The sequence below is a fragment of the Pseudomonas mandelii genome, from assembly GCF_900106065.1.
GTDB classification, from domain to species: domain Bacteria; phylum Pseudomonadota; class Gammaproteobacteria; order Pseudomonadales; family Pseudomonadaceae; genus Aquipseudomonas; species Aquipseudomonas mandelii.
This window is the reverse complement of the sequence record NZ_LT629796.1, coordinates 3,725,909-3,752,674: the sequence shown is the minus strand read 5'-3', so window position 1 is coordinate 3,752,674 and position 26,766 is coordinate 3,725,909. Positions and strand designations below refer to the sequence as shown.

26 protein-coding genes are annotated in these 26,766 nt (G+C 58.7%); 14 read left to right on the top strand and 12 right to left on the bottom strand.

Annotated features, from left to right (window positions below; genetic code table 11):
• The first annotated feature begins 10 nt into the window (after window positions 1–10).
• The 3 genes from BLU63_RS17305 (at window position 11) to BLU63_RS17295 (ending at window position 5,543) form a co-directional block, all read left to right on the top strand.
• Window positions 11–1,108, top strand: coding sequence for a DUF1513 domain-containing protein (locus BLU63_RS17305; protein ID WP_083375861.1), 1,098 nt, complete (start codon window positions 11–13; stop codon window positions 1,106–1,108).
• A gap of 240 nt (window positions 1,109–1,348) precedes the next feature.
• Complete coding sequence (locus tag BLU63_RS17300) at window positions 1,349–2,497, top strand: efflux RND transporter periplasmic adaptor subunit (protein WP_083375860.1); 1,149 nt, start codon at window positions 1,349–1,351, stop codon at window positions 2,495–2,497.
• Window positions 2,498–2,510: 13 nt separating this feature from the next.
• A complete protein-coding gene (locus BLU63_RS17295; RefSeq protein ID WP_083375859.1) occupies window positions 2,511–5,543 on the top strand; it encodes a multidrug efflux RND transporter permease subunit in 3,033 nt (1,010 codons plus the stop codon).
• A gap of 175 nt (window positions 5,544–5,718) precedes the next feature.
• On the opposite strand, the gene BLU63_RS17290 is transcribed toward BLU63_RS17295, so the two are convergent.
• From BLU63_RS17290 to colR, 5 genes are all read right to left on the bottom strand, one after another.
• Complete coding sequence (locus BLU63_RS17290) at window positions 5,719–5,946, bottom strand: hypothetical protein (RefSeq protein WP_077749882.1); 228 nt, start codon at window positions 5,944–5,946, stop codon at window positions 5,719–5,721.
• Between the two features lie 2 nt (window positions 5,947–5,948).
• Entirely contained in the window at window positions 5,949–6,662 is a 714-nt protein-coding gene (locus tag BLU63_RS17285) for a lipopolysaccharide kinase InaA family protein (RefSeq protein ID WP_077749883.1), read from the bottom strand.
• Window positions 6,663–6,666: 4 nt separating this feature from the next.
• Complete coding sequence (locus tag BLU63_RS17280; RefSeq protein ID WP_077749907.1) at window positions 6,667–7,335, bottom strand: class I SAM-dependent methyltransferase; 669 nt, start codon at window positions 7,333–7,335, stop codon at window positions 6,667–6,669.
• Window positions 7,336–7,495: 160 nt separating this feature from the next.
• Complete coding sequence (locus tag BLU63_RS17275; protein WP_083375858.1) at window positions 7,496–8,770, bottom strand: sensor histidine kinase; 1,275 nt, start codon at window positions 8,768–8,770, stop codon at window positions 7,496–7,498.
• Window positions 8,760–9,443: a two-component system response regulator ColR gene (gene colR / locus BLU63_RS17270; protein WP_010457636.1), complete on the bottom strand. Its 684-nt coding sequence runs from the start codon at window positions 9,441–9,443 to the stop codon at window positions 8,760–8,762. The genes BLU63_RS17275 and colR overlap by 11 nt, the downstream gene beginning before the upstream one ends.
• Before the next feature lie 218 nt (window positions 9,444–9,661).
• Here colR and BLU63_RS17265 point away from each other — a divergent pair, with 218 nt between their 5' ends.
• Complete coding sequence (locus BLU63_RS17265) at window positions 9,662–10,405, top strand: phosphatase PAP2 family protein (RefSeq protein WP_083375857.1); 744 nt, start codon at window positions 9,662–9,664, stop codon at window positions 10,403–10,405.
• A 169-nt stretch (window positions 10,406–10,574) separates the two neighbouring features.
• Here BLU63_RS17265 and groL read toward each other — a convergent pair whose 3' ends face one another.
• From groL to BLU63_RS17245, 4 genes are all read right to left on the bottom strand, one after another.
• Complete coding sequence (groL, locus tag BLU63_RS17260) at window positions 10,575–12,218, bottom strand: chaperonin GroEL (protein ID WP_008155543.1); 1,644 nt, start codon at window positions 12,216–12,218, stop codon at window positions 10,575–10,577.
• Between the two features lie 49 nt (window positions 12,219–12,267).
• Complete coding sequence (locus BLU63_RS17255; RefSeq protein WP_007948593.1) at window positions 12,268–12,561, bottom strand: co-chaperone GroES; 294 nt, start codon at window positions 12,559–12,561, stop codon at window positions 12,268–12,270.
• Between the two features lie 248 nt (window positions 12,562–12,809).
• Complete coding sequence (locus BLU63_RS17250; protein WP_010457646.1) at window positions 12,810–13,286, bottom strand: FxsA family protein; 477 nt, start codon at window positions 13,284–13,286, stop codon at window positions 12,810–12,812.
• A gap of 66 nt (window positions 13,287–13,352) precedes the next feature.
• On the bottom strand, window positions 13,353–14,084 hold the full coding sequence (locus BLU63_RS17245) for a HugZ family pyridoxamine 5'-phosphate oxidase (protein ID WP_010457648.1): 732 nt from the start codon (window positions 14,082–14,084) through the stop codon (window positions 13,353–13,355).
• A 166-nt stretch (window positions 14,085–14,250) separates the two neighbouring features.
• Here BLU63_RS17245 and BLU63_RS17240 point away from each other — a divergent pair, with 166 nt between their 5' ends.
• On the top strand, window positions 14,251–15,009 hold the full coding sequence (locus BLU63_RS17240) for an SDR family oxidoreductase (protein ID WP_083375856.1): 759 nt from the start codon (window positions 14,251–14,253) through the stop codon (window positions 15,007–15,009).
• Window positions 15,010–15,134: 125 nt separating this feature from the next.
• On the opposite strand, the gene apbC is transcribed toward BLU63_RS17240, so the two are convergent.
• A complete protein-coding gene (apbC, locus tag BLU63_RS17235; protein ID WP_010457651.1) occupies window positions 15,135–16,229 on the bottom strand; it encodes an iron-sulfur cluster carrier protein ApbC in 1,095 nt (364 codons plus the stop codon).
• Between the two features lie 326 nt (window positions 16,230–16,555).
• Between apbC and metG the strand changes: the two genes are divergently transcribed.
• The 8 genes from metG to BLU63_RS17195 all read left to right on the top strand — a co-directional run bounded on the left by metG (window position 16,556) and on the right by BLU63_RS17195 (window position 23,364).
• Window positions 16,556–18,607 carry a methionine--tRNA ligase gene (metG, locus tag BLU63_RS17230; RefSeq protein ID WP_083375855.1) on the top strand — a complete coding sequence of 684 codons (2,052 nt, stop codon included), beginning with the start codon at window positions 16,556–16,558 and terminating at the stop codon, window positions 18,605–18,607.
• Between the two features lie 143 nt (window positions 18,608–18,750).
• Entirely contained in the window at window positions 18,751–19,320 is a 570-nt protein-coding gene (locus BLU63_RS17225; protein ID WP_010457655.1) for an electron transport complex protein RnfA, read from the top strand.
• Complete coding sequence (gene rsxB / locus BLU63_RS17220; protein ID WP_083375854.1) at window positions 19,317–20,333, top strand: electron transport complex subunit RsxB; 1,017 nt, start codon at window positions 19,317–19,319, stop codon at window positions 20,331–20,333. The genes BLU63_RS17225 and rsxB overlap by 4 nt, the downstream gene beginning before the upstream one ends.
• The gene (locus BLU63_RS17215) at window positions 20,320–21,303 is read left to right on the top strand and encodes an RnfABCDGE type electron transport complex subunit D (protein WP_083375853.1); all 984 of its coding nucleotides are present in this window, start codon (window positions 20,320–20,322) and stop codon (window positions 21,301–21,303) included. Before rsxB ends, BLU63_RS17215 begins: the two co-directional genes overlap by 14 nt.
• Window positions 21,300–21,911 (top strand): RnfABCDGE type electron transport complex subunit G, encoded by a 612-nt coding sequence (locus tag BLU63_RS17210; RefSeq protein WP_083375852.1) that lies wholly within the window; start codon window positions 21,300–21,302, stop codon window positions 21,909–21,911. The genes BLU63_RS17215 and BLU63_RS17210 overlap by 4 nt, the downstream gene beginning before the upstream one ends.
• Entirely contained in the window at window positions 21,904–22,413 is a 510-nt protein-coding gene (locus tag BLU63_RS17205) for an Rnf-Nqr domain containing protein (RefSeq protein ID WP_083375851.1), read from the top strand. Before BLU63_RS17210 ends, BLU63_RS17205 begins: the two co-directional genes overlap by 8 nt.
• 25 nt (window positions 22,414–22,438) lie before the next feature.
• Window positions 22,439–23,077, top strand: coding sequence for an endonuclease III (nth, locus tag BLU63_RS17200; protein WP_083375850.1), 639 nt, complete (start codon window positions 22,439–22,441; stop codon window positions 23,075–23,077).
• Between the two features lie 107 nt (window positions 23,078–23,184).
• Window positions 23,185–23,364 (top strand): PA3496 family putative envelope integrity protein, encoded by a 180-nt coding sequence (locus tag BLU63_RS17195; protein WP_010457665.1) that lies wholly within the window; start codon window positions 23,185–23,187, stop codon window positions 23,362–23,364.
• Window positions 23,365–23,459: 95 nt separating this feature from the next.
• Here BLU63_RS17195 and BLU63_RS17190 read toward each other — a convergent pair whose 3' ends face one another.
• Window positions 23,460–24,086: a response regulator transcription factor gene (locus BLU63_RS17190; protein WP_010457667.1), complete on the bottom strand. Its 627-nt coding sequence runs from the start codon at window positions 24,084–24,086 to the stop codon at window positions 23,460–23,462.
• A gap of 598 nt (window positions 24,087–24,684) precedes the next feature.
• Here BLU63_RS17190 and BLU63_RS17185 point away from each other — a divergent pair.
• Window positions 24,685–25,254 (top strand): hypothetical protein, encoded by a 570-nt coding sequence (locus tag BLU63_RS17185; protein ID WP_010457670.1) that lies wholly within the window; start codon window positions 24,685–24,687, stop codon window positions 25,252–25,254.
• A 183-nt stretch (window positions 25,255–25,437) separates the two neighbouring features.
• Here BLU63_RS17185 and BLU63_RS17180 read toward each other — a convergent pair whose 3' ends face one another.
• Window positions 25,438–26,655 carry an argininosuccinate synthase gene (locus BLU63_RS17180; protein ID WP_007898502.1) on the bottom strand — a complete coding sequence of 406 codons (1,218 nt, stop codon included), beginning with the start codon at window positions 26,653–26,655 and terminating at the stop codon, window positions 25,438–25,440.
• Window positions 26,656–26,766 lie beyond the last annotated feature (111 nt).

The window sequence follows — 26,766 nt, the reverse complement described above, 5'->3', positions numbered from 1 at the left end:
GGCAAGTGCCATGCTGCGACGTCAGGCTCTGACTTTAGGTAGTTTGCTGCTGGGAGCAGTGACACTGGGCGGCTGGACGCTGTTCAAACAAAAGGACAAGAGCCCGCTGCTGCTTTCGGCGCGGGACGATGGCGACGGCAAGCATTACGCCGTCGGTTATCGGCTGGACGGCACCCGGGTGTTCGCCACCCAGGTCGGGCAGCGTTGCCACGACATCATCAACCACCCGACGCTGTCGATTGCGCTGTTCGTCGCACGACGTCCGGGCACCGAAAGCTATCTGATCGACCTGCGCGACGGCGCGCTGCTGCAAACCGTGGCCTCGCTGCCCAACCGGCACTTCTACGGGCACGCGGTGATTCACAAGAGCGGCGACTGGCTGTACGCCACCGAAAACGACACCTCCGATCCGGGTCGCGGACTGTTGGGGGTGTATAAGTTCGAAGGTGAACGGCTGGTGCACAGCGGCGAGATTTCCACCCATGGCATCGGCCCCCATCAGGTGTCGTGGATGCCAGACGGCGAGACGCTGGTGGTGGCCAACGGCGGCATTCGCACCGAGGCTGAAAGCCGGGTCGAGATGAACCTCAACGCCATGGAGCCGAGCCTGGTATTGATGCAACGCGACGGCACCCTGCTGAGCAAGGAAACCCTCGCCCAGCAAATGAATAGCGTGCGTCACCTGGGGATCGCCAGCGATGGCACCATCGTCGCCGGCCAGCAATTCATGGGGCCGTCCCACGAGTCCTCAGAGTTGCTGGCGATCAAGCGTCCGGGCCAACCGTTCGTGGCGTTTGCGGTGCCTGAACATCAGTTGCAGGCGATGGGGCATTACACCGCCAGCGTGGCGGTCCACAGTGACTTGCGATTGGTCGCGTTGACTGCGCCGCGCGGCAACCGCTTTTTCATCTGGGACCTGGACAGCGGTGAAGTGCGCCTGGATGCGCCGCTTCCCGATTGCGCCGGGGTTGGCGCCGTGGCCGACGGGTTTGTCGTGACCTCGGGTCAGGGCCGCTGCCGGTATTACGATTGCCGTCAGACAACGCTGGTTGCAAAACCATTGGAGCTTCCGGCGGGGCTTTGGGATAACCACCTTCACCTCATCTGAGCCCGTTTCCTGTGGCGAGGGAGCTTGCTCCCGCTGGGCTGCGAAGCGGCCCCAAAATGGGACTGCTGCGCAGTCCAGCGGGAGCAAGCTCCCTCGCCACAGGTTATTCATCGTTCGTTAGTCCCCTTGAGTGACAGGCGCTCGAAGGCCTCGCCTGTAATTTCTTCCAGTTGGAATCACCCTGCGACTCAGATAATGTGCCCCACTGTCTCACCTGATTTTCTCCAAGGAAGTGGAAATATGCTGCGTCGCCGCATGCTGATCATGTTGGGTGTTGTTCTGCTGATCGTGCTGATCCTGGCCGGTTATAAAGCCTTCTCCATCTACACGATGATTCAAGGCTTTTCCGCGCCGAAACCGCCGATCAGTGTCGCCGCGACCACTGCCGTGGAACGTCCGTGGCAAGCTCGCCTGCCAAGCGTCGGCACCCTCAAGGCGCTGCAAGGCGTGGACCTGAGCCTGGAGACCGACGGCACCGTCATCGATTTGCAGTTCGAGTCAGGCCAGAAGGTCAAGGCCGGCCAACCGCTGCTTCTGCTTGATAGCGTGGTAGAAACCGCCCTGCTCGAAACCGCTCAAGCCGACCTGGGGTTGGCGCAGCTCGATTACGGTCGCGGCAGCCAATTGGTCGGCAGCCAGGCCATTTCCAAAGGCGAGTTTGACCGGCTCTCGGCGATATTGAAAAAGAGCCGGGCCACGGTGAATCAGCTCAAGGCGGCGCTGGCCAAAAAACGGCTGCTCGCGCCGTTCAGCGGGACCATCGGTATTCGTCAGGTGGACATCGGTGACTATCTCGCCAGCGGCACCATGATCGCCACCCTGCAAGATCTCAGCAGCCTATACGTCGACTTTTTCGTGCCCGAGCAGTCGGTGCCGAAGATCGGCGTCGGCCAGTCGGTGCAGATCATTGTCTCGGCCTACCCGACACAGACCTTCCCCGGCATCATCAGCGCGATCAACCCGAAAGTCGAAAACAGCACCCGCAATGTTCAGGTCCGCGCGACGCTGGCCAACCCCGACGGCAATCTGCTGCCGGGCATGTACGCCAGCCTGCAGGTGATGCTGCCCGACCCGCAGCCGCGCATCGTCGTGCCGCAAAGCGCGATCACGTACACGCTGTACGGCAACTCGCTCTACGTCGTCGCGCAGAAAAAAGCCGAAGACGGCAGCCTCGAAAAAGACGACAAGGGCCAGCCGATCCTGATCGCCGAACGGCGTTTCATCGAAACCGGCGAGCGTCGCGACGGGCTGGTGGTGATTACCAAAGGCTTGCAGAACGGCGAAAAAGTGGTCACGGCCGGTCAGATCAAACTGGACAACGGCGCACACATTGCCATCAGCGACGACAAGACCCTGACCGATAAGAACAGTCAGCCACGTACTGACTGATCAAGGAATCCTCATGGCTTTTACCGATCCGTTCATCCGCCGCCCGGTGCTCGCCACCGTGGTCAGCCTGTTGATTGTGCTGCTGGGCTTCCAGGCCTGGAGCAAGCTGCCGCTGCGCCAATACCCGCAAATGGAAAACGCCCTGATCACGGTCACCACGGCGTACCCCGGGGCCAACGCCGAAACCATCCAGGGCTACATCACCCAACCGATGCAGCAAAGCCTGGCCAGCGCCGAGGGCATCGACTACATGACCTCGGTCAGTCGCCAGAACTTCTCGGTGATCTCGATCTACGCGCGCATCGGCTCCAACAGCGACCGCCTGTTCACCGAGCTGCTGGCCAAGGCCAACGAGGTGAAGAACCGGCTGCCCCAGGACGCCGAAGACCCGGTGCTGAGCAAGGAAGCCGCCGACGCCTCGGCCCTCATGTACATCAGTTTCTTCAGCAAGGAGCTGAGCAACCCGCAGATTACCGATTACCTGTCGCGGGTCATCCAGCCAAAACTGGCGACTCTGCCGGGCATGGCCGAAGCCGAGATTCTCGGCAACCAGGTGTTCGCCATGCGCCTGTGGCTGGACCCGGTGAAGCTGGCCGGTTTCGGCCTGGCCGCCAGCGACGTGACCAACGCGGTGCGCCAGTACAACTTCCTCTCTGCGGCCGGTGAAGTGAAAGGCGAGTACGTCGTCACCAGCATCAATGCCAACACCGAACTCAAGTCCGCTGAAGCGTTCGCTGCGATTCCGCTCAAGGTCGAGGGTGACAGCCGGGTGCTGCTCAGCGATGTGGCGCGGGTCGAGATGGGCGCGGAAAACTACGACTCGATCAGTTCGTTCGGTGGCACTCCTTCGGTGTACATCGGCATCAAGGCCACGCCGGGCGCCAACCCGCTGGACGTGATCAAGGAAGTGCGCAAGATCATGCCGGAGCTGGAAGCCCAGTTGCCGCCGAACCTCAAGGGGGAAATCGCCTACGACGCCACGCTGTTCATCCAGGCCTCAATCGATGAAGTGGTGAAAACCCTCTTCGAAGCCGTGCTGATCGTGATCGTGGTGGTGTTTCTGTTTCTCGGGGCGCTGCGTTCGGTGGTGATCCCGGTGGTCACCATTCCGCTGTCGATGATCGGCGTGATGTTCTTCATGCAGATGATGGGCTACTCGATCAACCTGCTGACACTGCTGGCGATGGTGCTGGCGATCGGGTTGGTGGTGGACGATGCCATTGTGGTGGTGGAGAACATTCACCGACACATCGAGGAAGGCAAGAAGCCACTGGATGCGGCCATCGAAGGCGCCCGGGAAATCGCCATGCCGGTGGTCTCGATGACCATCACCCTGGCGGCTGTCTATGCGCCCATCGGTTTTCTGACCGGTCTCACGGGGGCGCTGTTCAAGGAGTTCGCCCTGACGCTGGCCGGTGCGGTGGTGATTTCCGGCGTGGTCGCGTTGACCCTGTCGCCGATGATGTGTGCCTTGCTCCTGCGCCACGACGAAAATCCCAGCGGCCTCGCGCACCGCCTGGACCTGATTTTTGAAGGCCTCAAGCGCCGATACCAAAGCATGCTCCACGGCACCCTCAACACCCGGCCGGTGGTCCTGGTGTTTGCGGTGATTGTGCTGTGCCTGATTCCGGTGCTGCTCAAGTTCACCAAGTCGGAACTGGCGCCCGACGAAGATCAGGGCATCATTTTCATGCTGGCCAACGCCCCGCAACCGGCCAACCTCGATTACCTGAACACTTACACTGACGAATTCATCACGATCTTCAAGGAGTTTCCCGAGTACTACTCTTCGTTCCAGATCAATGGATTCAACGGCGTGCAATCGGGGATTGGCGGTTTCCTGCTCAAACCGTGGAATGAACGCGACCGCACGCAGATGGCCATCCTGCCCGAGGTCCAGCGCAAACTGGAGGGCATTGCCGGACTGCAGGTCTTCGGCTTCAACCTGCCCTCGTTGCCCGGCACGGGTGAAGGGTTGCCGTTTCAGTTCGTCATCAACACGGCCAACGATTACGAAGCGCTGCTGCAAGTGATGGACCGGGTGAAAAAACGGGCGATGGAGTCCGGCAAGTTCGCCTTTGTCGATGTCGACCTGGCCTTCGACAAACCCGAAGTCGTCGTGGACATCGATCGCGCCAAGGCCGCGCAGATGGGCGTGTCCATGCAGGACCTGGGCGGAACACTGGCCACATTGCTGGGACAGGCGGAAATCAACCGCTTCACCATTGAGGGTCGTAGCTACAAGGTCATCGCTCAGGTCGAACGACCGTTCCGCGACAACCCGGACTGGTTGAACAACTACTACGTGAAAAACAACCAAGGCCAACTGCTGGCCCTGTCGACCCTGATCACCGTCAGCGATCGGGCGCGTCCACGGCAGTTGAACCAGTTCCAGCAGCTCAACTCGGCCATCCTGTCAGGTGTGCCGCTGGTCAGCATGGGCGAAGCCATCGATGTCGTGCGCCAGATTACGCTGGAAGAAGCGCCGGCCGGTTTTGCCATGGATTACGCCGGCGCCTCGCGCCAATATGTCCAGGAAGGCAGCGCGCTGTGGGTGACCTTCGCCCTGGCGCTGGCGATCATTTTCCTGGTCCTCGCGGCCCAGTTCGAGAGCTTCCGTGACCCGCTGGTGATTCTGGTGACAGTGCCGCTGTCGATCTGTGGCGCGTTGATTCCACTGTTCCTGGGTTGGTCGAGCATGAACATTTATACCCAAGTGGGCCTGGTGACCTTGATCGGCCTGATCACCAAGCACGGGATCCTGATCGTCGAGTTCGCCAACCAGCTGCGCAGAGAGAAAGGCCTGACACCTCGCGAAGCTGTGGAAGAAGCTGCTGCAATCCGGCTGCGCCCGGTGTTGATGACCACGGCGGCGATGGTATTCGGCATGGTGCCATTGATCATCGCCACGGGCGCGGGCGCGGTCAGCCGGTTTGATATCGGCATGGTGATCGCAACCGGAATGTCGATCGGCACGTTATTTACGCTGTTCGTGTTGCCGTGCATCTACACCCTGCTGGCCAAACCCGACGCAAAAGAACACTGATAATCCATGTGGGAGCGAGCCTGCTCGCGATGGCGGTGTGTCAGGCACCTCAATGTTGACTATGCCGCCGTCATCGCGAGCAGGCTCCATCCCACCTTGGGCCATGCACGGCTTGAAATTCGGCACAAAAAAAGGCCTCGCATTGGCGAGGCCTTTTATTTTGGCTTCAATCTGTTCAACTCTGCGGCCTCATTCCTTGAGAAAGTCCGAACATGAACAGCAATAAATCATGATCGGGTTGAGATGCCACAGATGCCTTGGCAACCCGTGGCAACGGACAGTGCGCGTCACCGTTCACTGAACTGAGAACTTGCGTGCGGGGCTGCTCCCACGCCGCCACCGCCAATGAAGCAACTGCCAAGGCTCCTATCAGAAACACACCTCGTGCAATTTCTAGTTTCATTGCTATAAACCTTTGATAGCGCTGCCAAACGCCGTCTCATAAAAGTAGACGAGTTTGCGCCAGTCCGCCGTGCTGAACGACGAGTGGCGACGCAGCTGCTTCATGTCGTGAGCCGCCGCCCGATAGGCGGTCAAGCGCTGCCGGCATTTCTCCAGGTCGATCAAGGCGATTTCGACCTTGGCCGACTCGCCTTCACCGGTCACCCGTACGAATACGTGCTTGATGTAAATGCAACTGTGCTGCCAACGGCCCTTGTGCATGCGGGCCAGGTTTTCGGCCAGGTCCTTCAAGACTCGGTCATGCACCGCCTCGCCGTGACGCTCGCGACCGCCGCCGGCGTACCAGTGTTCGATTTCCTCGAAGCCGTCCAGCGACTTGGTCACCAGCAATGCGCGCCATTTGTGCACGGGGTCGCGCTGTGCGCCGCAGAAAACGATTTCCGGAACTCCCACCCCAAGCGCGCGCAGGCCAATGAGCGCATCACGCTCGCGCAACACGGTCGGACGACCGAAGGGGTGCAACCAGCTGCGATAGATATGCCCGGTCTGTCGCTTGGCGTAGAGCAGCTGACCATCGTTGCCCATGACCCGCTGCACGCCACTTTCTCCACCGCGACGGACGTTAGGTTCTTCTACCCATTCACCGCGCTGATTCCAGAAATAGTCGAAGCGGTCCTGAGAGGCGACGTCCGTCTCTGCTGCACATTGCACTGCCATCCTGTTACCTCTTGCGTAATACGTAAACTCGCCACATGGCATAGAGCGGTAAAAAGTCCAATCGTTCCTGAATACGGAACCCCGCTTGTTCAAACTCTTTTTCTACCGTGGCCGCCGGTAACACAAACCGGTTTTGGTAACCTTCCTGCCCACGCCGTTTCTCTGAGCGCTTGCGTTTCCAGGCCTTGAAATTGCCGTCCACCCACAACGAAAGGATCACGCTGTCACGCGTGACTCGTTCAAATTCGCGCAGAATGGCCAGTCGATGCTCGGCTTCACCGATGTGATGCAGCAAACGCATGCAGAAAATGCTGTCGACAGCGTTGTCGGGCAAAGCAATGTCGAATGCGGAAGTGTGCAAGGGTTGTACCCGTTTCACCACGTCAGCCGGTTGCGCCTGGGTTGCAATCTTCAACATTGACTCGGAGTTGTCGGCCCCGATGATCGCTCGATTGGCTTTCTCCGCCAGCATTGGCCAAAAACGCCCTGCCCCGCACGGCAAATCGAGGACCAGCCCTGGCTCACCGACCAGCTTCAGCGCCTTTCGCGCCAACTGCACGTCACGCCAGTGGGATAGCTTACGACCAAGACCATCCTGGTGCTTCTGCAAATACCTTTGTGCATGTTGATCGTCGTACTTCTCGGAAAAATCGAGTTTGATCGGGCCGTCCATCATTAAGGTCTCCTGAACTTCTGATGACGCCCACCTTAGGTAGCGTAGTGTCGGTGTCAGGTCATACCTTTGTGAAAAAATTGTTAAGGAAATGTTGAATCATTACAAGATTTTTCAAGTTGACCACCATGGCTCGGAGCCCCGACTGCTCAAGCAACCGCTAGCTTTGGCTCAATTGCACCTGAAAACGACAGCCATTAGGTTCCATATTGGTCAAGCTGACGCTCCAGCCCTGGTTCTCGCAAATCCGCTGCACCAGCGATAACCCCAGTCCCAGGCCTTCGCCGCGCTTTTCACTGCCGCGAACGAAAGGTTCGAACATTGCCTCGCGTTTTTCCTCGGGAATGCCCACACCGCTGTCCTCGACCGTGAAACCTGTGGCCGTGAGGGTCAAACGGATGAACCCGCGCTCGGTGTAATGCAGCGCGTTACGCAACAGGTTGCCCATGACGGCGTGCAAGAGGGTTGCGTTGTAACAGGTGTCCAGTGGATTACCCGGTTCGAAGATCAGGCTCAGCCCCTTGGCTTCAATCGGCTCGCGCCACTGGTTGAGCAGCCCGTCGGCGACCTGGCTCAACGTCTGCTGCGGCGACATGCTCGCGTCTTCTCGCTGGGCCCGGGCCAACATCAGGAACGTTTGCACCAGCTCGCGCATCTCGGCGCACGCGCGGGCAATTCGCTCGACCTGCGCATGACCGCGCTGGTCGATACCGGGGTTTTCCAACAGCAGCTCACAGGAACTGGCAAGTACCATCAAAGGCGTGCGCAGTTCGTGGCTGACGTCACTGGTAAACAATCGCTCACGGGTCAATGCCTGGCGCAGCCGACCAAGGGTGGCGTCGAAGGCAACCGCGAGCTCGCCCACTTCGTCAGCGGCATAATCGGGTGCCAAGGGTGGCGCCAGCCCCAGCAATTGATCGCGATGACGCACCTGGCGGGCGAGTCGCACCACCGGCGCCATCACTTTGCGCGCCAGGACCCAACCGAGAAAGACTGCCAGCGCCAGGCTCAGTACGAAGCCCACCAGCACCACGGCAAACAGCACTCGCTCACGCTCTTCGAAATCGCTTTGATCCTGCAGCAGTACGTAATGCCGGCCATCGACCACTTCAACCATCGCGTGATACGACAGCTGCTCGCGAAAGACCTCGTGGAAACCGGGCTCCAGATGCCGTAAATCCTTGGGCAACTCGAAGTCCCCCGGCCCACCGCTGAAATAGAACAGCTGGTCCGGCTCGGGGCGATGGCTCCAGTCAGAGACGCTGTCCATCAGCAGGAGCCGTTGAAGATCGCCACCCAGCCCGGCTGAAATCAACTTTTCTTCCACCAGGTGCACGGTCGCCACAATGCCCATGGCGAAGGCGCCTGCCACCAATGCACTCATCAGCGCAAAGGCGATGATGATCCGTTGAGCGAGGCTCTGCTTAAACTCCATCGCGACTCTCGGCCAAGCGATAACCCACACCGTGCACGGTTTGCAGCAAGGGCTTGGCGAAGGGCTTGTCGATCACCTGGCGCAGTTGATGGACGTGGCTGCGCAGGCTGTCGCTGTCCGGGCAGTCATCACCCCAGAGGGCTTCTTCGAGAATTTCGCGGCGCAGAACATGCGGGCTTTTCTGCATCAGCACGGCCAGCAACTTGAGGCCGACCGGGTTGAGCTTGAGCAGGCGACCTTCGCGGGTCACCTCCAGGGTATCGAGGTCGTAGCTCAGATCACCCACCTGCAAGGCGCGTCGACCGCCACCCTGGGCACGACGCATGACCGCTTCGATACGCGCCGCCAGTTCGGACAGGGCGAACGGTTTGATCAGGTAGTCATCGGCACCGGACTTGAAGCCTTGCAGCCGGTCATCCAGCTGATCGCGCGCGGTGAGCATGATCACCGGCGTGTCGCGGCGGGCGTCTTCGCGCAGGCGTTTGCACAGCGTATAGCCGTCAATGCCGGGCAGCATGATGTCGAGCACGATCAAGTCATAGTGCTCGGTGGCCGCCAGGTGCAGGCCTGACAAACCGTCCTGCGCGCAATCCACGGTGTAGCCTTTGAGCCCCAGGTAATCGGCCAGATTGGCCAGGATATCGCGGTTGTCTTCAACCAATAGAATTCGCATGGGCACCTCCTCCGCACACAGTAACGGCCGTCATGGCCCGCGCAGCTTAAGGCCAAGTGTGGCTCAGGGCTAGGACTGCGTGCAGTTGTCAATCCGATAGAAAAACCGATGAAGGCTTAACAAGTTTTTCACTATCGATTCACACGCCAATGACAGCGCCGGGCTCAGACTCCGCGCGGATGCGCACTTCATACCCCTTCACCGACCAAGGAACTGCCATGGCTTCGACCGCTGCCCGCCCCGCTTCCAGACCGCTCAACTTTTGGGTGTGTCTGGGTGTGCCCGCTATCACAGCGATCAGTTTGGTGCTGCTTGAGCTGACGTCTCTGGACATGAACCTGGCCAAACTGTTCTACGACCCGGTCGCCGGGGAATTCATCGGACGCCACAGTTACTTCCTTGAAGACATCCTGCATGACCGAGCCAAGCAATTGGTCATCGCCTTTTCGGTGTTTGCGATCATCGGCTTTATCGGCTCGTTTTTCATCGCCAGGCTCAAGCCGTTCAAACGCGAACTGGGTTGCCTGGTGATGTCGCTGGCGCTGGCGACCTCGTTCGTGACCCCAGTGAAAGCGGTGACGGCTGTGCAATGCCCGTGGAGCCTCGAGCAATTCGGCGGCCACGAAACCTACAGCGAACTGCTCAGCCCGCGTCCGCAAACCGACAAGCCTGGGCGTTGCTGGCCTGGGGGTCATGCGGCGACGGGGTTTACCTTGTTCGCGCTGTTTTTTGTGTTGCGTGACCGTCGCCCGCGTCTGGCGCGCCAGGCCTTTGTGTTTGCGTTTGCACTGGGGACGGTGTTTTCGGTGAGCCGGATGATGCAGGGGGCGCACTTCTTTTCGCATAACGTGTGGACGGCGATTTTCTGCTGGCTGATCTGTCTGGGGTCTTACTACTACATCCTGTATCGACCGGCGTCCAAGGCTGAGAAAGCGTCCGAAGCACAACCGGTTAGCGTATGAACTGACGCCTTCGCGGGCAAGCCTCGCTCCTACAGGGATTTCGCTGGACCTGTAGGAGCGAGGCTTGCCCGCGAAGAAGCCCTTAAAAACCACACAACTTTATGCCGGGCAATAAAAAACCCCGCCGGTTCATCACCGGCGGGGTTTTCATGTACGGGGTAAGGCTGGCTTACATCATGCCGCCCATGCCACCCATACCGCCCATGTCTGGCATGCCGCCACCCGCTGGGCCGTCTTCCTTGATCTCGGCGATCATGGCTTCGGTAGTGATCATCAGGCTGGCAATCGACGAAGCCGCTTGCAGAGCCGAACGAGTCACTTTAGCCGGGTCCAGGATACCCATTTCGATCATGTCGCCGTATTCGCCGGTCGCAGCGTTGTAACCGTAGTTACCCGAACCTTGCTTGACCTTGTCGACCACAACGCTTGGCTCGTCGCCGGAGTTGGCAACGATCTGGCGCAGTGGCGCTTCTACAGCGCGACGCAGCAACTGGATGCCAACGTTCTGGTCATCGTTGTCGCCTTTGAGCTCGGAGATTGCCTGCAGAGCGCGAACCAGTGCCACGCCGCCGCCAGGTACCACGCCTTCTTCAACGGCTGCACGGGTAGCGTGCAGGGCGTCTTCAACGCGGGCTTTCTTCTCTTTCATTTCAACTTCGGAACCAGCGCCAACCTTGATCACTGCAACGCCGCCGGACAGCTTGGCCAGACGCTCTTGCAGTTTTTCACGGTCGTAGTCGGACGAAGTGTCAGCCACTTGCTGACGGATCTGCAGAACGCGAGCCTGGATGTCAGCTTCAACGCCGGCGCCGTCGATCACGGTGGTGTTTTCTTTGGACAGGATCACGCGCTTGGCATTACCCAGGTGTTCCAGGGTAGTGCTTTCCAGGCTCAGGCCGATCTCTTCGGAGATAACGGTACCGCCAGTCAGAACAGCGATGTCCTGCAGCATGGCCTTGCGACGGTCGCCGAAGCCTGGAGCCTTGACGGCTGCAACTTTGACAATGCCACGCATGTTGTTCACAACCAGAGTCGCCAGGGCTTCGCCTTCAACGTCTTCGGCCACGATCAGCAGTGGACGGCCGGCTTTGGCAACGGCTTCCAGGACTGGCAGCATTTCGCGGATGTTGGAGATCTTTTTGTCGACCAGCAGGATCAGCGGACCGTCCAGCTCGGCAGTCATGGTCTCTGGCTTGTTGACGAAGTACGGGGACAGGTAGCCACGGTCGAACTGCATGCCTTCAACAACCGACAGTTCGTTTTCCAGGCCCGAGCCTTCTTCAACGGTGATCACGCCTTCTTTACCGACTTTTTCCATGGCTTCGGCAATGATGTCGCCGATGGAGCTGTCGGAGTTGGCCGAGATGGTGCCGACCTGAGCGATGGCCTTGGTGTCAGCGCAAGGCTTGGACAGGGCTTTCAGCTCTTTGACGATAGCGATGGTCGCTTTGTCGATGCCGCGTTTCAGGTCCATCGGGTTCATGCCGGCAGCGACGGCTTTCAGGCCTTCGTTGACGATAGACTGAGCCAGAACGGTAGCGGTGGTGGTGCCGTCGCCTGCGTCATCGTTGGCACGGGAGGCAACGTCTTTGACCAGCTGCGCGCCCATGTTTTCGAAGCGATCTTTCAGCTCGATTTCTTTGGCAACGGACACGCCGTCCTTGGTGATGGTCGGAGCGCCGAAGCTCTTCTCGATGATCACGTTACGGCCTTTAGGGCCCAGGGTCGCTTTTACTGCGTCAGCCAGGACGTTGACACCGGCGAGCATTTTCTTGCGGGCGGAATCGCCGAATTTAACTTCTTTAGCAGCCATGATCGATATTCCTTAAATACTTTGTAGTAACGGGAAAATGAGCGGGGAATCAGCCTTCGACAACAGCGAGGATTTCGCTCTCGCCGATGACCAGCAGGTCTTCGCCGTCAACTTTCACAGTGTTGCTGCCGGAGTAAGGGCCGAACACAACCTTGTCACCCACTTTCACGGACAGCGCACGCACTTCACCGTTGTCCAGGACTTTGCCCGGGCCTACAGCGAGGACTTCGCCCTGGTTTGGCTTTTCAGCAGCCGAACCTGGCAGGACGATACCGCCAGCGGTTTTCTTTTCTTCTTCGCTGCGACGGACGACGACGCGGTCATGCAGAGGACGAAGCTTCATTGTCGATCTCTCCTAATTGTGGTTTTCATCGGCCGGTGTATTCCCGGCGGGTTTAACAAATCCGGCGGTGCCGGGTGCGGTTCGTCAAGCGAACCGCGGAAGTCTGTCTGGCGTGATCGCCAGAAACCTTGCGGTGACCGTTACATAAGGGCGCATAAGCTTATTACAAGGGCGGGGATCGAAATTTTTTTGCATCAATGCCCCGAAAACGAACACGGCACCCGAAGGTGCCGTGCAGCTGAAACGCTTTACTTGGAATCGCGGTGTTCGAACTCGCCTTCGATTACGTTCGGCTCGCGGCCCAGCGGCTGCTGCGGAGCAGGACCGCCACGTGGTTGAAGATCATCGGCAAACGCCCGCTGGCGGATCGCTGCCTCTTCAGCGCGCTGGCGCATTTTATTGGCCAGCAGTCGACGGGAGATCGGCAGCAGCATGATCAGACCCAGCACGTCCGTGACGAAGCCCGGCAGAATCAACAGACCGCCCGCCAGGGCCAGCATCAAGCCTTCAAGCATGGTCTGGGCCGGCAACTCGCCGCGGTTCAGGCTTTCACGCGCACGCAACGCAGTGGCCAGACCGGCGATGCGCAGCACGAACACGCCGAGCATCGAGCCGAGAATGATCAGCAGCAGGGCCGGGAAAAACCCGATGGCCCCGCTGACCTTGACGAATACGAACAGCTCCAACACCGGAAACAGTACAAAGAGCAATAAAAAAGGGCGCATCAAATGGTTCCTCAACGCAAGAATGCCTTGCCAGTCTTCCCTAGATGACGTCGCCGTTTCGTGAATTCAAGCGTCAGCCACTTCATTTTTCGGCCAATGCTCGGCGTGAGCCAGGAAAACCAAGGCTTCGCGCACTTGTGTCGGCGTATTACAAGTTGCCTGGAACGGCAGCCAGTACAGGGCCTGGCCAATGCGTAGGTGCATGCCTTCGCTGTCGATACCCGCCAGTTGCGCCGGCTCGGTTTTCGGCAGCCCCGCCAAATCGACGTAGTGGGCGATGGCTTTGGCGTGATCGGCGTTCATGTGCTCGACCATGCTCAGTTCGGCTTTGCCGGCGAACGGATTGGCCAGGGTCAGTTGGTCGACCCAGTGAATCGCACCGAAACCGCCGATGTAACGGTGACGTACAGGCTTGAGCACCCAGAAATCGAAATCGTGGGCCTTGTGGTAGCTCTGCGACTCCGGGAAATAGCGGTAGTAACGCTCGGCCGCCGCTTCGATCGCGGCCTCGTCTTCGAGCTTTTCTGCTTCGGCGAGATAAGTCAGGCGACCAACGGCTTGCACATCGTCGGCCTCACGTTCGCCCACAAAAAGCGAGCATTTCGGATCTTTCTGCAGGTTATGGGTGTGCTGGGCGATGCGGCTGATAAGGATCAGCGGCCGGCCCTGCTCGTCCAGGCAATACGGAACCACGGAGCCAAACGGGAAACCGGGCATCGACTTGGAGTGCGTCGACAGCACCCCGCGGTATTCCTTGAGAAGCAATTCTCGGGCATTCTTGGCCGCTTCAACGCTCAATTTATGACTCCTTATATAGAATCCGTCGAAAAAACGGACAGGCGCCTGGGGATAAGTTCCAGTACGCCATCGGGGCAGTTCTCATGTGCAACCAGGCCACATCAGGTGCAGATCGAGAGGCCCTCTAGGAAGGAAACCACTCTGAACCTGCTATTGGGGCATGCGAATGCAACTCACTGACAAAGTAATCATTATCACTGGCGGTTGCCAGGGTTTAGGCCGTTCCATGGCCGAGTATTTCGCGGGTAAAGGCGCGAAGCTGGCGCTGGTGGACCTGAACCAGGAAAAGCTCGACGACACCGTCGCGGCGTGCAAAGCCAAGGGCGCAGAAGCTCGGGCATACCTGTGCAACGTTGCCAACGAAGAGCAAGTGACGCACATGGTCGCCCAGGTGGCCGAAGATTTCGGCGCGATTCATGGATTGATCAACAACGCCGGCATCCTGCGCGACGGCCTGCTGCTGAAGGTCAAGGATGGCGAAATGACCAAGATGAGCCTGGCCCAATGGCAGGCGGTCATCGACGTCAACCTGACCGGCGTGTTCCTGTGCACCCGTGAAGTCGCGGCAAAAATGGTCGAGCTGAACAACAGCGGCGCGATCATCAATATCTCCTCGATCTCCCGCGCCGGCAACGTCGGCCAGACCAACTACTCCGCCGCCAAGGCTGGCGTGGCCGCGGCAACTGTGACCTGGGCCAAGGAACTGGCGCGTTATGGCATTCGCGTGGCTGGCATTGCACCGGGCTTTATCGAAACCGAGATGACGTTGGGCATGAAGCCTGAAGCGCTGGAGAAGATGACGGCCGGGATTCCGCTCAAGCGCATGGGCAAACCGGAAGAGATCGCCCATTCGGCGGCGTACATTTTCGAGAACGACTACTACACCGGCCGGATTCTGGAAATGGATGGCGGGCTGCGGATCTAAGGCCTCATAGATCAATGTGGGCGCTAGCCTGCTAGCGATTGAGCGGGTTCAGCCAACTTATTTGTTGAATGTGAATCCGCTATCGCTAGCAGGCTAGCTCCCACAGTTAGTTGTGTTTCAGGCCATCAATCGTCGCTGATGGTGATGTTCGGCATCGCCGGCGACACCGCTTCCTGCAACACAATTCGCGCGCCGACGTGGCGGGCGAGTTCCTGGTACACCAGGGCAATCGGGCTGTCAGGTTCGGCGATCACCGTAGGCTTGCCGCCATCGGCCTGTTCGCGGATAGCCATTGCCAGCGGCAACGACGCCAGCAGTTCGACGCCATACTGGTTGGCCAGCTTCACCCCTCCGCCCTCACCAAACAGATGCTCGGCATGCCCGCAGTTGGAGCAGATGTGCACGGCCATGTTTTCCACCACACCGAGCACCGGGATGTTGACCTTGCGGAACATCTCCACGCCCTTGCGTGCGTCCAGCAATGCCAGATCTTGCGGCGTGGTAACGATCACCGCGCCAGCCACCGGGACTTTCTGCGCCAGAGTCAGCTGGATATCACCGGTGCCTGGTGGCATGTCGATGACCAGGTAATCCAGATCGCCCCAGGCGGTTTGCGTGACCAGTTGCAACAATGCGCCGGAAACCATCGGCCCACGCCAGACCATCGGCGTGTTGTCGTCGGTCAGGAACGCCATCGACATCACTTCAACGCCATGGGATTCAATCGGCACGAACCATTTCTGATCCTTGACCTTCGGTCGGGTGCCTTCGGGGATGCCAAACATGATGCCCTGGCTCGGACCGTAGATGTCCGCGTCGAGAATCCCGACCTTGGCGCCTTCACGGGCCAGGGCCAGCGCGAGGTTGGCGGCGGTGGTGGACTTGCCCACGCCGCCCTTGCCCGACGCCACGGCGACCACGTTCTTGACGTTGGCCAGGCCCGGGATTTGCGCCTGGGCCTTGTGCGCGGCGATCACGCTGGTGATGTCAACGCGCGCGCTCGTCACGCCGTCGAGGCCTTCGATCGCCATTTGCAACATTTGCGACCAGCCACTCTTGAACAGACCGGCGGCGTAGCCCAGTTCCAGTTGCACGCTGACGCGATCGCCCTGGATGTCGATGCTGCGCACACACCCGGCGCTGACCGGGTCCTGGTTCAGATAAGGGTCGGTGTATTGGCGAAGGACGGCTTCCACCGCTGCGCGATTGACGGCGCTCATGGGCAACTCCGATAGCAAGACTGGAAAATCAGGGGGGTATCCTACGCCGGACATACATTTGTGGCGAGGGAGCTTGCTCCCGCTCGGCTGCGAAGCAGTCGCAATCAGGCAGACGCACTCCTTGCGCCGAAAACGGGTTGGAGGGTTTGGGGCGGCTTCGCCAGCCAGCGGGAGCAAGCTCCCTCGCCACAGAAGCATTTTCACGCTCATACTGCCGGTGCAAAGGTTTGGGCATTCGATGCAACCGGAAACAGGCTGACGGGGTGAAAAATATGCGCCAGCGCTTTATAGTGGCCGACCTCCGTTTCATCAAGTAGCCGAGCCCCATGTCCGAGCCACGCAAGATCCTCGTCACCAGCGCCCTGCCCTATGCCAATGGTTCGATCCATCTTGGCCACATGCTGGAATACATCCAGACCGATATGTGGGTGCGCTTCCAGAAGCACCGCGGCAACCAATGCATTTATGTCTGCGCCGACGACGCCCATGGTTCGGCCATCATGCTGCGCGCGGAAAAGGAAGGCATCACCCCGGAACAACTGATCGCCAACGTCCAGGCTGAACACAGCGCCGACTTTGCCGAGTTCCTGGTGGACTTCGACAACTTCCACTCCACTCACGCCGAAGAAAACCGTGAGCTGTCGAGCCAGATCTACCTGAAGCTGCGCGACGCCGGGCACATCGCCCAGCGCTCGATCACTCAGTACTTCGACCCGGAAAAGAAAATGTTCCTGGCCGACCGCTTCATCAAGGGCAGCTGCCCGAAATGCGGCACTGAAGACCAGTACGGCGACAACTGCGAAAAATGCGGTGCAACCTACGCACCCACCGACCTGAAGGATCCGAAGTCGGCGATCTCTGGTGCCACTCCGGTGCTCAAGGATTCCCAGCACTTCTTCTTCAAGCTGCCGGACTTCCAGGAAATGCTGCAAGCCTGGACCCGCAGCGGCACCCTGCAAGAAGCCGTGGCGAACAAGATCGCCGAATGGCTGGATGCCGGCCTGCAACAGTGGGACATCTCCCGCGATGCGCCGTACTTTGGCTTCGAGATCCCCGACGAGCCAGGCAAATACTTCTACGTCTGGCTGGACGCGCCGATCGGCTATATGGCCAGCTTCAAGAACCTGTGCGCCCGCCGTCCGGAACTGGATTTCGACGCGTTCTGGGGCAAGGACTCCACCGCCGAGCTGTACCACTTCATCGGCAAGGACATCGTCAACTTCCACGCCCTGTTCTGGCCAGCGATGCTCGAAGGCGCCGGTTTCCGCAAGCCGACCGGCATCAACGTGCACGGCTACCTGACCGTCAATGGTCAGAAAATGTCCAAGTCCCGCGGCACTTTTATCAAAGCCCGGACTTACCTGGACCACCTGTCGCCGGAATACCTGCGCTACTACTACGCGGCGAAGCTGAGCCGTGGCGTCGATGACCTGGACTTGAACCTCGAAGACTTCGTGCAGAAGGTCAACTCCGATCTGGTCGGCAAAGTCGTCAACATCGCCAGCCGTTGCGCCGGGTTTATCCACAAGGGTAACGGCGGTGTGCTGGTGGCCGGCAACGCCGCACCGGAACTGACCGAAGCGTTCCTGGCCGCAGCGCCAAGCATTGCCGAGGCCTACGAGGCGCGCGACTTCGCCCGTGCCATGCGCGAGATCATGGGCCTGGCCGACCGTGCCAACGCCTGGATCGCCGACAAGGCACCGTGGTCACTGAACAAACAGGAAGGCAAGCAGGACGAAGTCCAGGCCATCTGCGCCCTGGGCGTGAACCTGTTCCGCCAACTGGTGATCTTCCTCAAACCGGTGCTGCCGCTGCTGGCCGCCGACGCCGAGGCGTTCCTCAACGTCGCGCCGCTGACCTGGAATGACCACGCGACCTTGCTCAGCAACCATCAACTGAACGAGTTCAAGCCGTTGATGACCCGTATCGACCCGGTAAAAGTCCAAGCCATGAGCGACGCCTCGAAAGAAGACCTGACCGCCAGCGCAACCGACACCGGCAATGCCGCGCCTGCCGGCAATGGCGAACTGGCCAAGGATCCGCTGTCGCCCGAAATCGATTTCGACGCCTTCGCCGCGATCGACCTGCGCGTTGCCTTGATCGTCAAGGCTGAACACGTGGAAGGTGCCGACAAGCTGCTGCGCCTGACCCTGGACATCGGTGACGAGCAACGCAACGTGTTCTCCGGGATCAAGAGCGCTTACCCGGATCCGTCCAAGCTCAATGGCCGTCTGACCATGATGATCGCCAACCTCAAGCCACGGAAAATGAAGTTCGGCATCTCCGAAGGCATGGTGATGGCAGCCGGCCCTGGTGGAGAAGAAATCTACCTGCTCAGCCCCGATAGCGGCGCCAAGCCGGGTCAGCGCATCAAGTAAGTTTCTGCGCTAAATCGATCCCACAGTCGTGCCTGGCGCGACTGTGGGATTTTCATATCAGGCCCCACCCTCCGTCCTTCCCGGATAATGCCTAAGCTTTTTAGAACGCTCTGTTAAAAAGCCCTCTTTCTACCGGCACAATCATGACCGAGATGCTGCTTACGCTTATCAGCGCCGCCCTGATCAACAACCTCGTGTTGCACTGGCCGCTGGGCGTCGATCCGCTGCTGGGCAGCGAGCGCGATCAGGTTCATGCATTGGGTATTGCGACGACGTGTCTGATGCTGATGGTCGGCATACTGGGCTACCCGGCTTATCACTGGCTGCTGGTGCCGCTGGAACTGACTTCGCTGCGTCTTTTCGTGTTCCTGCCCTTGAGCGTATTGCTGATCGGCCCGCTGCTGAAAGCGCTTTCCCGGTTACTTCCAAAGCTTGCGTTTGATGGCCTCTGGCCGTTGCTGCTGGGCAACGCGGGTGTGCTGGGGCTGGCATTGCTCAACGCTCAGGACGACAAAGGATTCTTCCACGCCACCGCCCTGTGCCTCGGTGCAGGACTGGGGTTCTGGCTGGTGCTCAGCCTGTTCAGCGACTTGCGCCAGCGCACAATCGAAAATGATATTCCCCTGCCCTTTCGCGGCCTGCCGATCGAACTGATCGGCGCCGGACTGATCGCAGTGGCTTTTCTCGGATTCAGCGGGCTGATCAAAACATGAGTCTGATTCAACGCATCGACGCCCTCTTGCCGCAGACCCAATGCGGCAAGTGCGGCCACCCCGGATGCAAGCCTTACGCCGAAGGCATCGCCAGCGGCGAGCCGATCAACAAGTGCCCGCCAGGGGGCAGCGAAACCATCTCGGCGCTGGCCGAGTTGCTGCAAGTGCCGGTGCTGGAACTGGACGTCAGCCGCGGCTCGGCACCGGCGCAGATCGCTTACATCCGCGAAGCCGAATGCATCGGTTGCACCAAATGTATCCAGGCGTGTCCGGTGGATGCCATCGTCGGTGCCGCCAAATTGATGCACACGGTGATCATCGACGAATGCACCGGTTGCGACCTGTGTGTCGCGCCGTGCCCGGTGGATTGCATCGAAATGCGGCCACTGCCTTTGGCCACGGTGCTGCCGATTGTTGGTGGCCTGGCGTTCAGCCTTGAGGAACAACGGGCGCGCACCGCCAAACGCAATCATGCGCGGCGTCGCTTCGAACAGCGCAACGCCCGTTTGCGCCGCGAGGAAGAGCAGAAACTCGCCGAACGTCAGGCCCGCGCTCAACGCGCCACGCCGCAAAACGAAGTGCCGACGCTCGACCCGGTTCAGGCTGCGCTTGAGCGGGTGCGTGCGCAGAAAGCGGCAAACGCCGATGCGGCGTTGAAAAAAGCCAAGATCGACCTGGCGATGAGTCGTGCGCAACTGAACAAGTCGCTCAAGGCATTCGGGCATCCGCCGACCTTCGAGCAGCAGTCGCAATTGATCGTGCTGCAACAGCAATTCGAGATGGCAGAGCAAGCCTTGGCCAAGCTGGAAAGCAGCGCGCCGCCCATCCCCGCACCGGCACCCGCCGCGCCAGCGAAGGATGCCGAGCTGAAACGGGCGAAGATCCAGCTGGCCATGCGCCGCGCCGAACTCAACAAGGCGCGAACCGGCGAAGCCGCAGCTGAACAGATTGCAGCGCTGGAACGCGCTGTAATGGACGCCGAGCGTCAGGTGGATGCCTATGTCGCCCCTTGAATCGGTGGACGAACGCCTTCAGCAGGCCATGAAGCTGGTGTTGCTGGCCACGGTGCCGGGCATGCTGGCGTTGTTCTGGTTGTATGGCTGGGGCGTGTTGATCAACCTGATTTTGACGGCTGTTACCGCATTGGCGGTTGAAGCTGCGGTGCTGCACCTGCGCAAGCAATCGATCAAGCCAACGCTGAGCGACGGCAGCGCGCTCGTCAGCGCGACGTTGCTGGCCTTGGCCTTGCCGCCTTATTGCCCGTGGTGGCTGACGGTCAGTGCGGCGGCATTCGCCCTGCTCGGTAAACACCTTTATGGCGGGGTTGGCAAAAATCCGTTCAACCCGGCGATGCTTGGTTTTGCCCTGGTGCTGGTGACCTTTCCCCAACAGATGACCCTCTGGCCATCGGCCCACGGCATGAGTCTGCTCGGTGGCTTGCAACAGGTCTTCGGCTTCGGTCAGGCGCCAGATGCCTGGGCCCAGGCCACGGCGCTGGACAGCCTGCGAATCAACAAAAGCCTGACCATGGATGAACTCTTCGCGAGCAATCCGGCGTTCGGCCATTTCGGCGGACACGGTGTGGAATGGGTCAACCTGGCCTTTCTCGCTGGCGGCGCGTTTCTTCTGCAACGGCGGGTGTTCACCTGGCATGCACCGGTCGGCATGCTTGCCAGTCTGTTCATCATCAGCCTGCTGTGCTGGAACGGTTCGGGCTCCGACTCCCATGGCTCGCCGCTGTTTCACTTGCTCACCGGCGCGACCATGCTGGGCGCGTTTTTTATTGCCACCGAGCCGGTGTCCGGCGCGAAGAGCCCCGGTGCCCGATTGTTGTTCGGTGCCGGCGTGGGAATACTTACTTACCTGATTCGTACTTGGGGCGGATACCCCGACGGTGTAGCGTTTGCCGTGTTGTTGATGAACCTTGGCGTCCCGGCGCTGGAGCGGTTAGTCGCGTCCAGGCAGGAGCAGATGGCCCCATGAACCGAGCGACGAGCGTTGTGATGCTGGTGCTGCTGGCCGGGTTGGGAATTGGCGTGACGTACGTCGTGCAGCACGCTAGCGAACCGCGCATCAGTGCGCAACAGCGCTTGATCGACAGCCGCAACCTGCTGGACCTGCTACCGCCAGACAGCTACGACAATCAGCCGTTGGACCAGCCACTCGCCCTCGAAAACATCCGGCTGTCCAACAGCACGCTGCTGGGCGGCTATTTGGCGACCAAGGCCAGCCAACCGAGCGCGGTGTTGCTGCGCAGCCAGACCTTGGGCTACGAGGGCTCCATCGAGCTGCTGATCGCCATCGGCGCCAGCGGCAAGTTGCTGGGGGTCAAGACCCTCAAGCAATCGGAAACCCCAGCCCTGGGCGGCAAGATCGCCGACTGGCCCAATACCTGGCTTCAGGTGTTTACTGGCAAGTCGCGAAACGCCCCCGGCGACACCGGCTGGGCCTTGAGAAAAGACCAGGGTCAATTCGATCAGATAGCGGGCGCGACCATTACTTCACGGGCGGTAATCAGCGCCGTTCATGACGCGTTGCGTTTCTTCGACGAACACCCGCAACAGCTAATCGGGAGCAGTGCGCATGAATAAGACATCGACACTGCGCAACTCTCTGATGCTTGCGCCTCTGATCGGAGCTACGCAGGCCTGGCCGACCGCTCTCGGCCTGTGGCTGATGTTCTTCGTAGTGATCAATGCATATGAACTCAGCATGGCCGCCTTGCGATCACGGCTGATCCCGTCCACCCGCTTGCTTGCCAGCATCCTGTTGGCCGCCACGTTGACCAGTTGCGCGGAACTGGCCGGGCAGGTCGGGTCACTTCAATGGCATCAGCACGCGGGGATCTATGCAGGATTGATCGCCTTGCAATGTGTGGTGCTGGAGCACAATGGTTTTTTCCAGGAACCGCGGCTTGATCGCCTGCGTTTGTGTGGCCTGTTTGGCGCGCTATTGGTGGGGCTAGGCCTGCTGCGCGAGGTTATCGGTAACGGCGGTCTGCACCTGGCCACGCTGGTCCCTGGCGGATTCATTCTCTTGGGACTGCTGATCGCCGCCTGGCAGGCCTGGCACCGACCGACTCCCTCACACTGACCGACATCGAGGAAACGCACTGTCCATGAATGCCGCAAAACGTCTGGAAATTTTCCGCAGGTTTCACGAAGACAACCCGGAACCGAAGACCGAACTGGCCTATTCCTCGCCGTTCGAATTGCTGATTGCGGTCATTCTGTCCGCCCAGTCGACCGATGTTGGTGTGAACAAGGCCACCGCCAGACTCTATCCGGTGGCCAACACGCCGGCGGCGATCTATGCCTTGGGCGTCGAAGGGCTGTCGGAATACATCAAGACCATCGGCCTGTTCAACAGCAAAGCGAAAAACGTGATCGAAACCTGTCGTTTGCTGGTTGAGCGCCATGGTGGCGAGGTTCCGCAAACCCGAGAGGAACTGGAGGCGCTGCCTGGCGTCGGCCGCAAGACCGCCAACGTGGTGCTCAATACCGCTTTCCGGCAACTGACTATGGCCGTGGACACCCACATTTTCCGAGTCAGCAACCGCACGGGCATTGCTCCGGGCAAAAACGTGGTCGAGGTGGAGATGAAGCTGATGAAGTTTGTCCCCAAGCAATACCTGCTCGATTCACACCACTGGCTGATCCTTCATGGACGCTACGTTTGCCTGGCCCGCAAGCCTCGTTGCGGGAGCTGCCGGATCGAAGACCTGTGCGAATACAAGCAAAAGACCTCGGACGATTGAGGCAGTATTAGTTTTATTGATCCATCGATTGAAAAAATCTTTTTTACCCGCCGGGAGTTTGTCGATATAAGGAGCGCCAAAGGCAGTCTTAGCCTGGAGTTAACCTTATGAGCACTGGCAAAGAGCAATTGGACGTAGAAGACGACTTCACACCTGTTGAGACCGATGACGCTGAACCGGTGGTTGAAGTGGCGAAGACCAACCTGAGCAAACGCCGCACCATTGACAATCTGCTGGAGGAGCGTCGACTGCAAAAGCAGTTGGCCGATTACGATTTTGACCTTTGACACCTGAAAGCCTCCCGAAACGGAGGCTTTTTACTGGGTGCTGCCCGCCCCCCGATGAACGCCCTTTCATCACGCCTCGTCAATCGCCAGTGCGCTCATACCAGTCCATTACGTTGAGCGAGTTCGATCAGATCAACCAATGAGCGAGCATTGAGCTTCAACAACAGGCGTGTCTTGTAAGTACTGACCGTTTTATTGCTGAGGAACATGCCATCGGCAATCTCCTTGTTTGTCTTTCCTCGAGCCAACTGTTGCAACACCATCATTTCGCGCCCGGACAGGCGATCCACCATATCGGCTTCACTGGCATTCCCGAGACTGGAACGAACGGTATGCAGCGCTTGATTCGGAAAGTAGCTGTAGCCCGAAAGCACGGCCTTTATCGCACTGAGCAATTCAGTGAGATCCTGTTGTTTGCAGACATACCCGGCGGCCCCCGACTGCATGCAACGCATGGAAAAATGTCCGGGGGCCTGAGAGGTCAGGATCAGCACTTTAAGAGGCATCGCTGTTGTGGTCAGACGCGCAATGACTTCCAGCCCGTCCAGCTTCGGTATCCCAATATCCAGAATGACAATATCCGGCATAAGTTCGCGGGCAAGTTGTAACGCATCCACACCGTTATCTGTTTCTGCAATGACTTCGTAGCCATGACGTTCCATCAGCATACGTACCGCAAGACGAATGACGGGGTGATCATCCACGATCAGCACTTTATTCATGGGCAAGTCCAATTTCGCTGTTCGAATTTTTAGAGCCCGCACAATAGCCTAGTCGTTTCATCCGTGGCATGCCGCCCCCCTCGGCCACCCGCAGCGAAAGACATTCCCTACAAACAAGCAGGACATGTCTTACAAAAATCAGACGAATACTGTGTGTCTTAAATTTTATCGCCCCGGCGGCACGGTGCTTTCAAAATTGTTTTTGTATCGATTTACATCAGGAAATCAAAGAAACCAGAGGTTGACCGAAGGATCCGACAGACGCTGACGATTGAGCTACGCTAAAAAACAACCGATATTTTCAGGCGAACATTCACACTCGCTCGTTAAAAATCAAGACGTGACCACTAATCAACTTACAACAACCCTTACACCAGGCAACACTTCAGAAACAGCAATAAACGCCACACTTACCAAAACAACAATAACAAAAATACCCGAGGCGCAAATAATACAGCTACTATGACTCCCGTTAACAAACCCACTAAAAGGACACCCCCAAAACAGCAGACCGCCTTCCCGACTCCGACAACTTACCAACACCCGAAACCTCTCCATAAATTGATCGAGAACAGACAATCTTCCATGAGCAAACAACATGAACAAACTCAAAATAAGAATTTCCAACCCCATGACAATCATTGCAATATTTGCAACACTGTCTGAAACTTCGGCTGCTATCTCTCTTCCATTTCTCGACAATAAGGAACGAGAGATCTATATCTGGTTCCTTATCAGCTTTCCCTTTTATTTGCTCTTCCTATTCTTCGCCACACTCAACTTCAACTATCGATCGCTTTACGCGCCCTCTGATTTTGAGAAAGGCAAGCATTTCATCAAGGCCATGACCGATGCCGATCACGCGCAAGTCAATACACCCGAGCATTTGATTGAGCACCCCTTACGCTCATCGGTGTTGCTAAAGGATCTGCACATCGTCGATGCACGATGGATGAGCAACAAAATGGACTTCAACACTTTGATGGAAAAGATCCAGCAACCACAGGAAAACCCTGCGCGCGTGATCGTGTTCCTAACCTGTACTGATTCAGAGGCGTTACTGAAGGAAGGCGCACACAAGCATTCGAAACAAACAAAGAAACGCAACAGCACTACGTTCTGGGTTGCCTACAATTTGAGCTCACATGGCATGACGACGATGGCTTGAACGCCAATAGCAGAAGACCGATTGCGACGGGCAGTCGGAGAGTAAAGCAGACGAAAGCTTATTTGTAACAACAACAAGAAAGTTGATACATGATACCCGGCAGGAAAAATCCCTCTTTCAGAAATGTGGCCTTGTCACTGACAAGGCCACATTTCCATTACCGTCGTTGCAGCTTCAAAGATCTCAGAAAAGCTTCCGGCCTTTGTTCGCAGCAATGCGCATGCGCAAGGCGTTGAGCTTGATGAAGCCCGCTGCGTCGGCCTGGTTATAGGCGCCGCCGTCTTCTTCGAAGGTCGCGATGTTGGCATCGAACAACGATTCGTCGGACTTGCGACCGGTGACGATCACATTGCCCTTGTACAGCTTCAGGCGCACAACGCCGTTCACGTGTGCCTGGGACGCATCGATCATCTGCTGCAGCATCAGACGCTCAGGGCTCCACCAGTAACCGGTGTAGATCAGGCTGGCGTATTTAGGCATCAGCTCGTCTTTGAGGTGAGCCACTTCGCGGTCCAGAGTGATCGATTCGATCGCACGGTGAGCGCGCAGCATGATGGTGCCGCCAGGAGTTTCGTAGCAACCACGGGACTTCATGCCCACGTAACGGTTCTCGACGATGTCGAGACGGCCGATACCGTGTTCGCCACCGATACGGTTCAGGGTCGCCAGCACGGTGGCCGGGGTCATTTCGACGCCGTCCAGTGCCACGATGTCGCCGTTGCGGTAGGTCAGTTCCAGGTACTGCGCCTTGTCTGGAGCCTTCTCCGGGGAGACGGTCCATTTCCACATGTCTTCTTCGTGCTCGGTCCAGGTGTCTTCCAGCACGCCGCCTTCATAGGAAATGTGCAGCAGGTTGGCATCCATCGAGTACGGGGACTTTTTCTTGCCGTGACGCTCGATCGGGATATTGTGCTTTTCAGCATAATCCATCAGCTTTTCACGGGAGAGCAGGTCCCATTCGCGCCAAGGGGCGATCACTTTCACGCCAGGCTTCAGTGCGTAGGCGCCCAGTTCGAAACGAACCTGGTCGTTACCCTTGCCGGTGGCGCCGTGGGAAATGGCGTCAGCGCCGGTTTCGTTGGCGATTTCGATCAGGCGTTTGGCGATCAACGGGCGAGCGATGGAAGTACCCAGCAGGTACTCGCCTTCGTAAACGGTGTTGGCGCGGAACATCGGGAAAACGAAATCGCGCACGAATTCTTCGCGCAGATCGTCGATGTAGATCTCTTTCACGCCCATGGCCTGAGCCTTGGCGCGTGCAGGTTCAACCTCTTCGCCCTGACCCAGGTCAGCGGTAAAGGTCACCACTTCACAGTTATAAGTATCCTGCAGCCACTTGAGGATCACCGAAGTGTCCAGGCCGCCGGAATACGCCAGAACGACCTTGTTTACGTCCGCCATGCCATCACTCCACGGGGTTCTACGGAAAGCCGTGAAGTCTACCGGTCATACGGAATAATTTACAGAGGCGCGACAGCTTATGACGACGAAGCGACAGATTCTGTCGAGCGA

Excerpts from the sequence above, each read along its gene's own strand:
- BLU63_RS17250 (WP_010457646.1), bottom strand. The coding sequence starts at position 13,286 with ATGCGCCCTTTTTTATTGCTCTTTGTACTGTTTCCGGTGTTGGAGCTG.
- BLU63_RS17285 (WP_077749883.1), bottom strand. The coding sequence starts at position 6,662 with ATGGCAGTGCAATGTGCAGCAGAGACGGACGTCGCCTCTCAGGACCGC.
- BLU63_RS17190 (WP_010457667.1), bottom strand. The coding sequence starts at position 24,086 with ATGAATAAAGTGCTGATCGTGGATGATCACCCCGTCATTCGTCTTGCG.
- groL (WP_008155543.1), bottom strand. The coding sequence starts at position 12,218 with ATGGCTGCTAAAGAAGTTAAATTCGGCGATTCCGCCCGCAAGAAAATG.
- BLU63_RS17240 (WP_083375856.1), top strand. The coding sequence starts at position 14,251 with ATGCAACTCACTGACAAAGTAATCATTATCACTGGCGGTTGCCAGGGT.
- BLU63_RS17255 (WP_007948593.1), bottom strand. The coding sequence starts at position 12,561 with ATGAAGCTTCGTCCTCTGCATGACCGCGTCGTCGTCCGTCGCAGCGAA.
- BLU63_RS17305 (WP_083375861.1), top strand. The coding sequence starts at position 11 with ATGCTGCGACGTCAGGCTCTGACTTTAGGTAGTTTGCTGCTGGGAGCA.
- BLU63_RS17290 (WP_077749882.1), bottom strand. The coding sequence starts at position 5,946 with ATGAAACTAGAAATTGCACGAGGTGTGTTTCTGATAGGAGCCTTGGCA.
- BLU63_RS17275 (WP_083375858.1), bottom strand. The coding sequence starts at position 8,770 with ATGGAGTTTAAGCAGAGCCTCGCTCAACGGATCATCATCGCCTTTGCG.
- rsxB (WP_083375854.1), top strand. The coding sequence starts at position 19,317 with ATGAGTCTGATTCAACGCATCGACGCCCTCTTGCCGCAGACCCAATGC.
- BLU63_RS17300 (WP_083375860.1), top strand. The coding sequence starts at position 1,349 with ATGCTGCGTCGCCGCATGCTGATCATGTTGGGTGTTGTTCTGCTGATC.
- BLU63_RS17195 (WP_010457665.1), top strand. The coding sequence starts at position 23,185 with ATGAGCACTGGCAAAGAGCAATTGGACGTAGAAGACGACTTCACACCT.
- apbC (WP_010457651.1), bottom strand. The coding sequence starts at position 16,229 with ATGAGCGCCGTCAATCGCGCAGCGGTGGAAGCCGTCCTTCGCCAATAC.
- BLU63_RS17180 (WP_007898502.1), bottom strand. The coding sequence starts at position 26,655 with ATGGCGGACGTAAACAAGGTCGTTCTGGCGTATTCCGGCGGCCTGGAC.
- BLU63_RS17225 (WP_010457655.1), top strand. The coding sequence starts at position 18,751 with ATGACCGAGATGCTGCTTACGCTTATCAGCGCCGCCCTGATCAACAAC.
- BLU63_RS17265 (WP_083375857.1), top strand. The coding sequence starts at position 9,662 with ATGGCTTCGACCGCTGCCCGCCCCGCTTCCAGACCGCTCAACTTTTGG.
- nth (WP_083375850.1), top strand. The coding sequence starts at position 22,439 with ATGAATGCCGCAAAACGTCTGGAAATTTTCCGCAGGTTTCACGAAGAC.
- BLU63_RS17280 (WP_077749907.1), bottom strand. The coding sequence starts at position 7,335 with ATGGACGGCCCGATCAAACTCGATTTTTCCGAGAAGTACGACGATCAA.
- BLU63_RS17215 (WP_083375853.1), top strand. The coding sequence starts at position 20,320 with ATGTCGCCCCTTGAATCGGTGGACGAACGCCTTCAGCAGGCCATGAAG.
- metG (WP_083375855.1), top strand. The coding sequence starts at position 16,556 with ATGTCCGAGCCACGCAAGATCCTCGTCACCAGCGCCCTGCCCTATGCC.
- BLU63_RS17185 (WP_010457670.1), top strand. The coding sequence starts at position 24,685 with ATGAACAAACTCAAAATAAGAATTTCCAACCCCATGACAATCATTGCA.
- BLU63_RS17210 (WP_083375852.1), top strand. The coding sequence starts at position 21,300 with ATGAACCGAGCGACGAGCGTTGTGATGCTGGTGCTGCTGGCCGGGTTG.
- BLU63_RS17205 (WP_083375851.1), top strand. The coding sequence starts at position 21,904 with ATGAATAAGACATCGACACTGCGCAACTCTCTGATGCTTGCGCCTCTG.
- colR (WP_010457636.1), bottom strand. The coding sequence starts at position 9,443 with ATGCGAATTCTATTGGTTGAAGACAACCGCGATATCCTGGCCAATCTG.
- BLU63_RS17295 (WP_083375859.1), top strand. The coding sequence starts at position 2,511 with ATGGCTTTTACCGATCCGTTCATCCGCCGCCCGGTGCTCGCCACCGTG.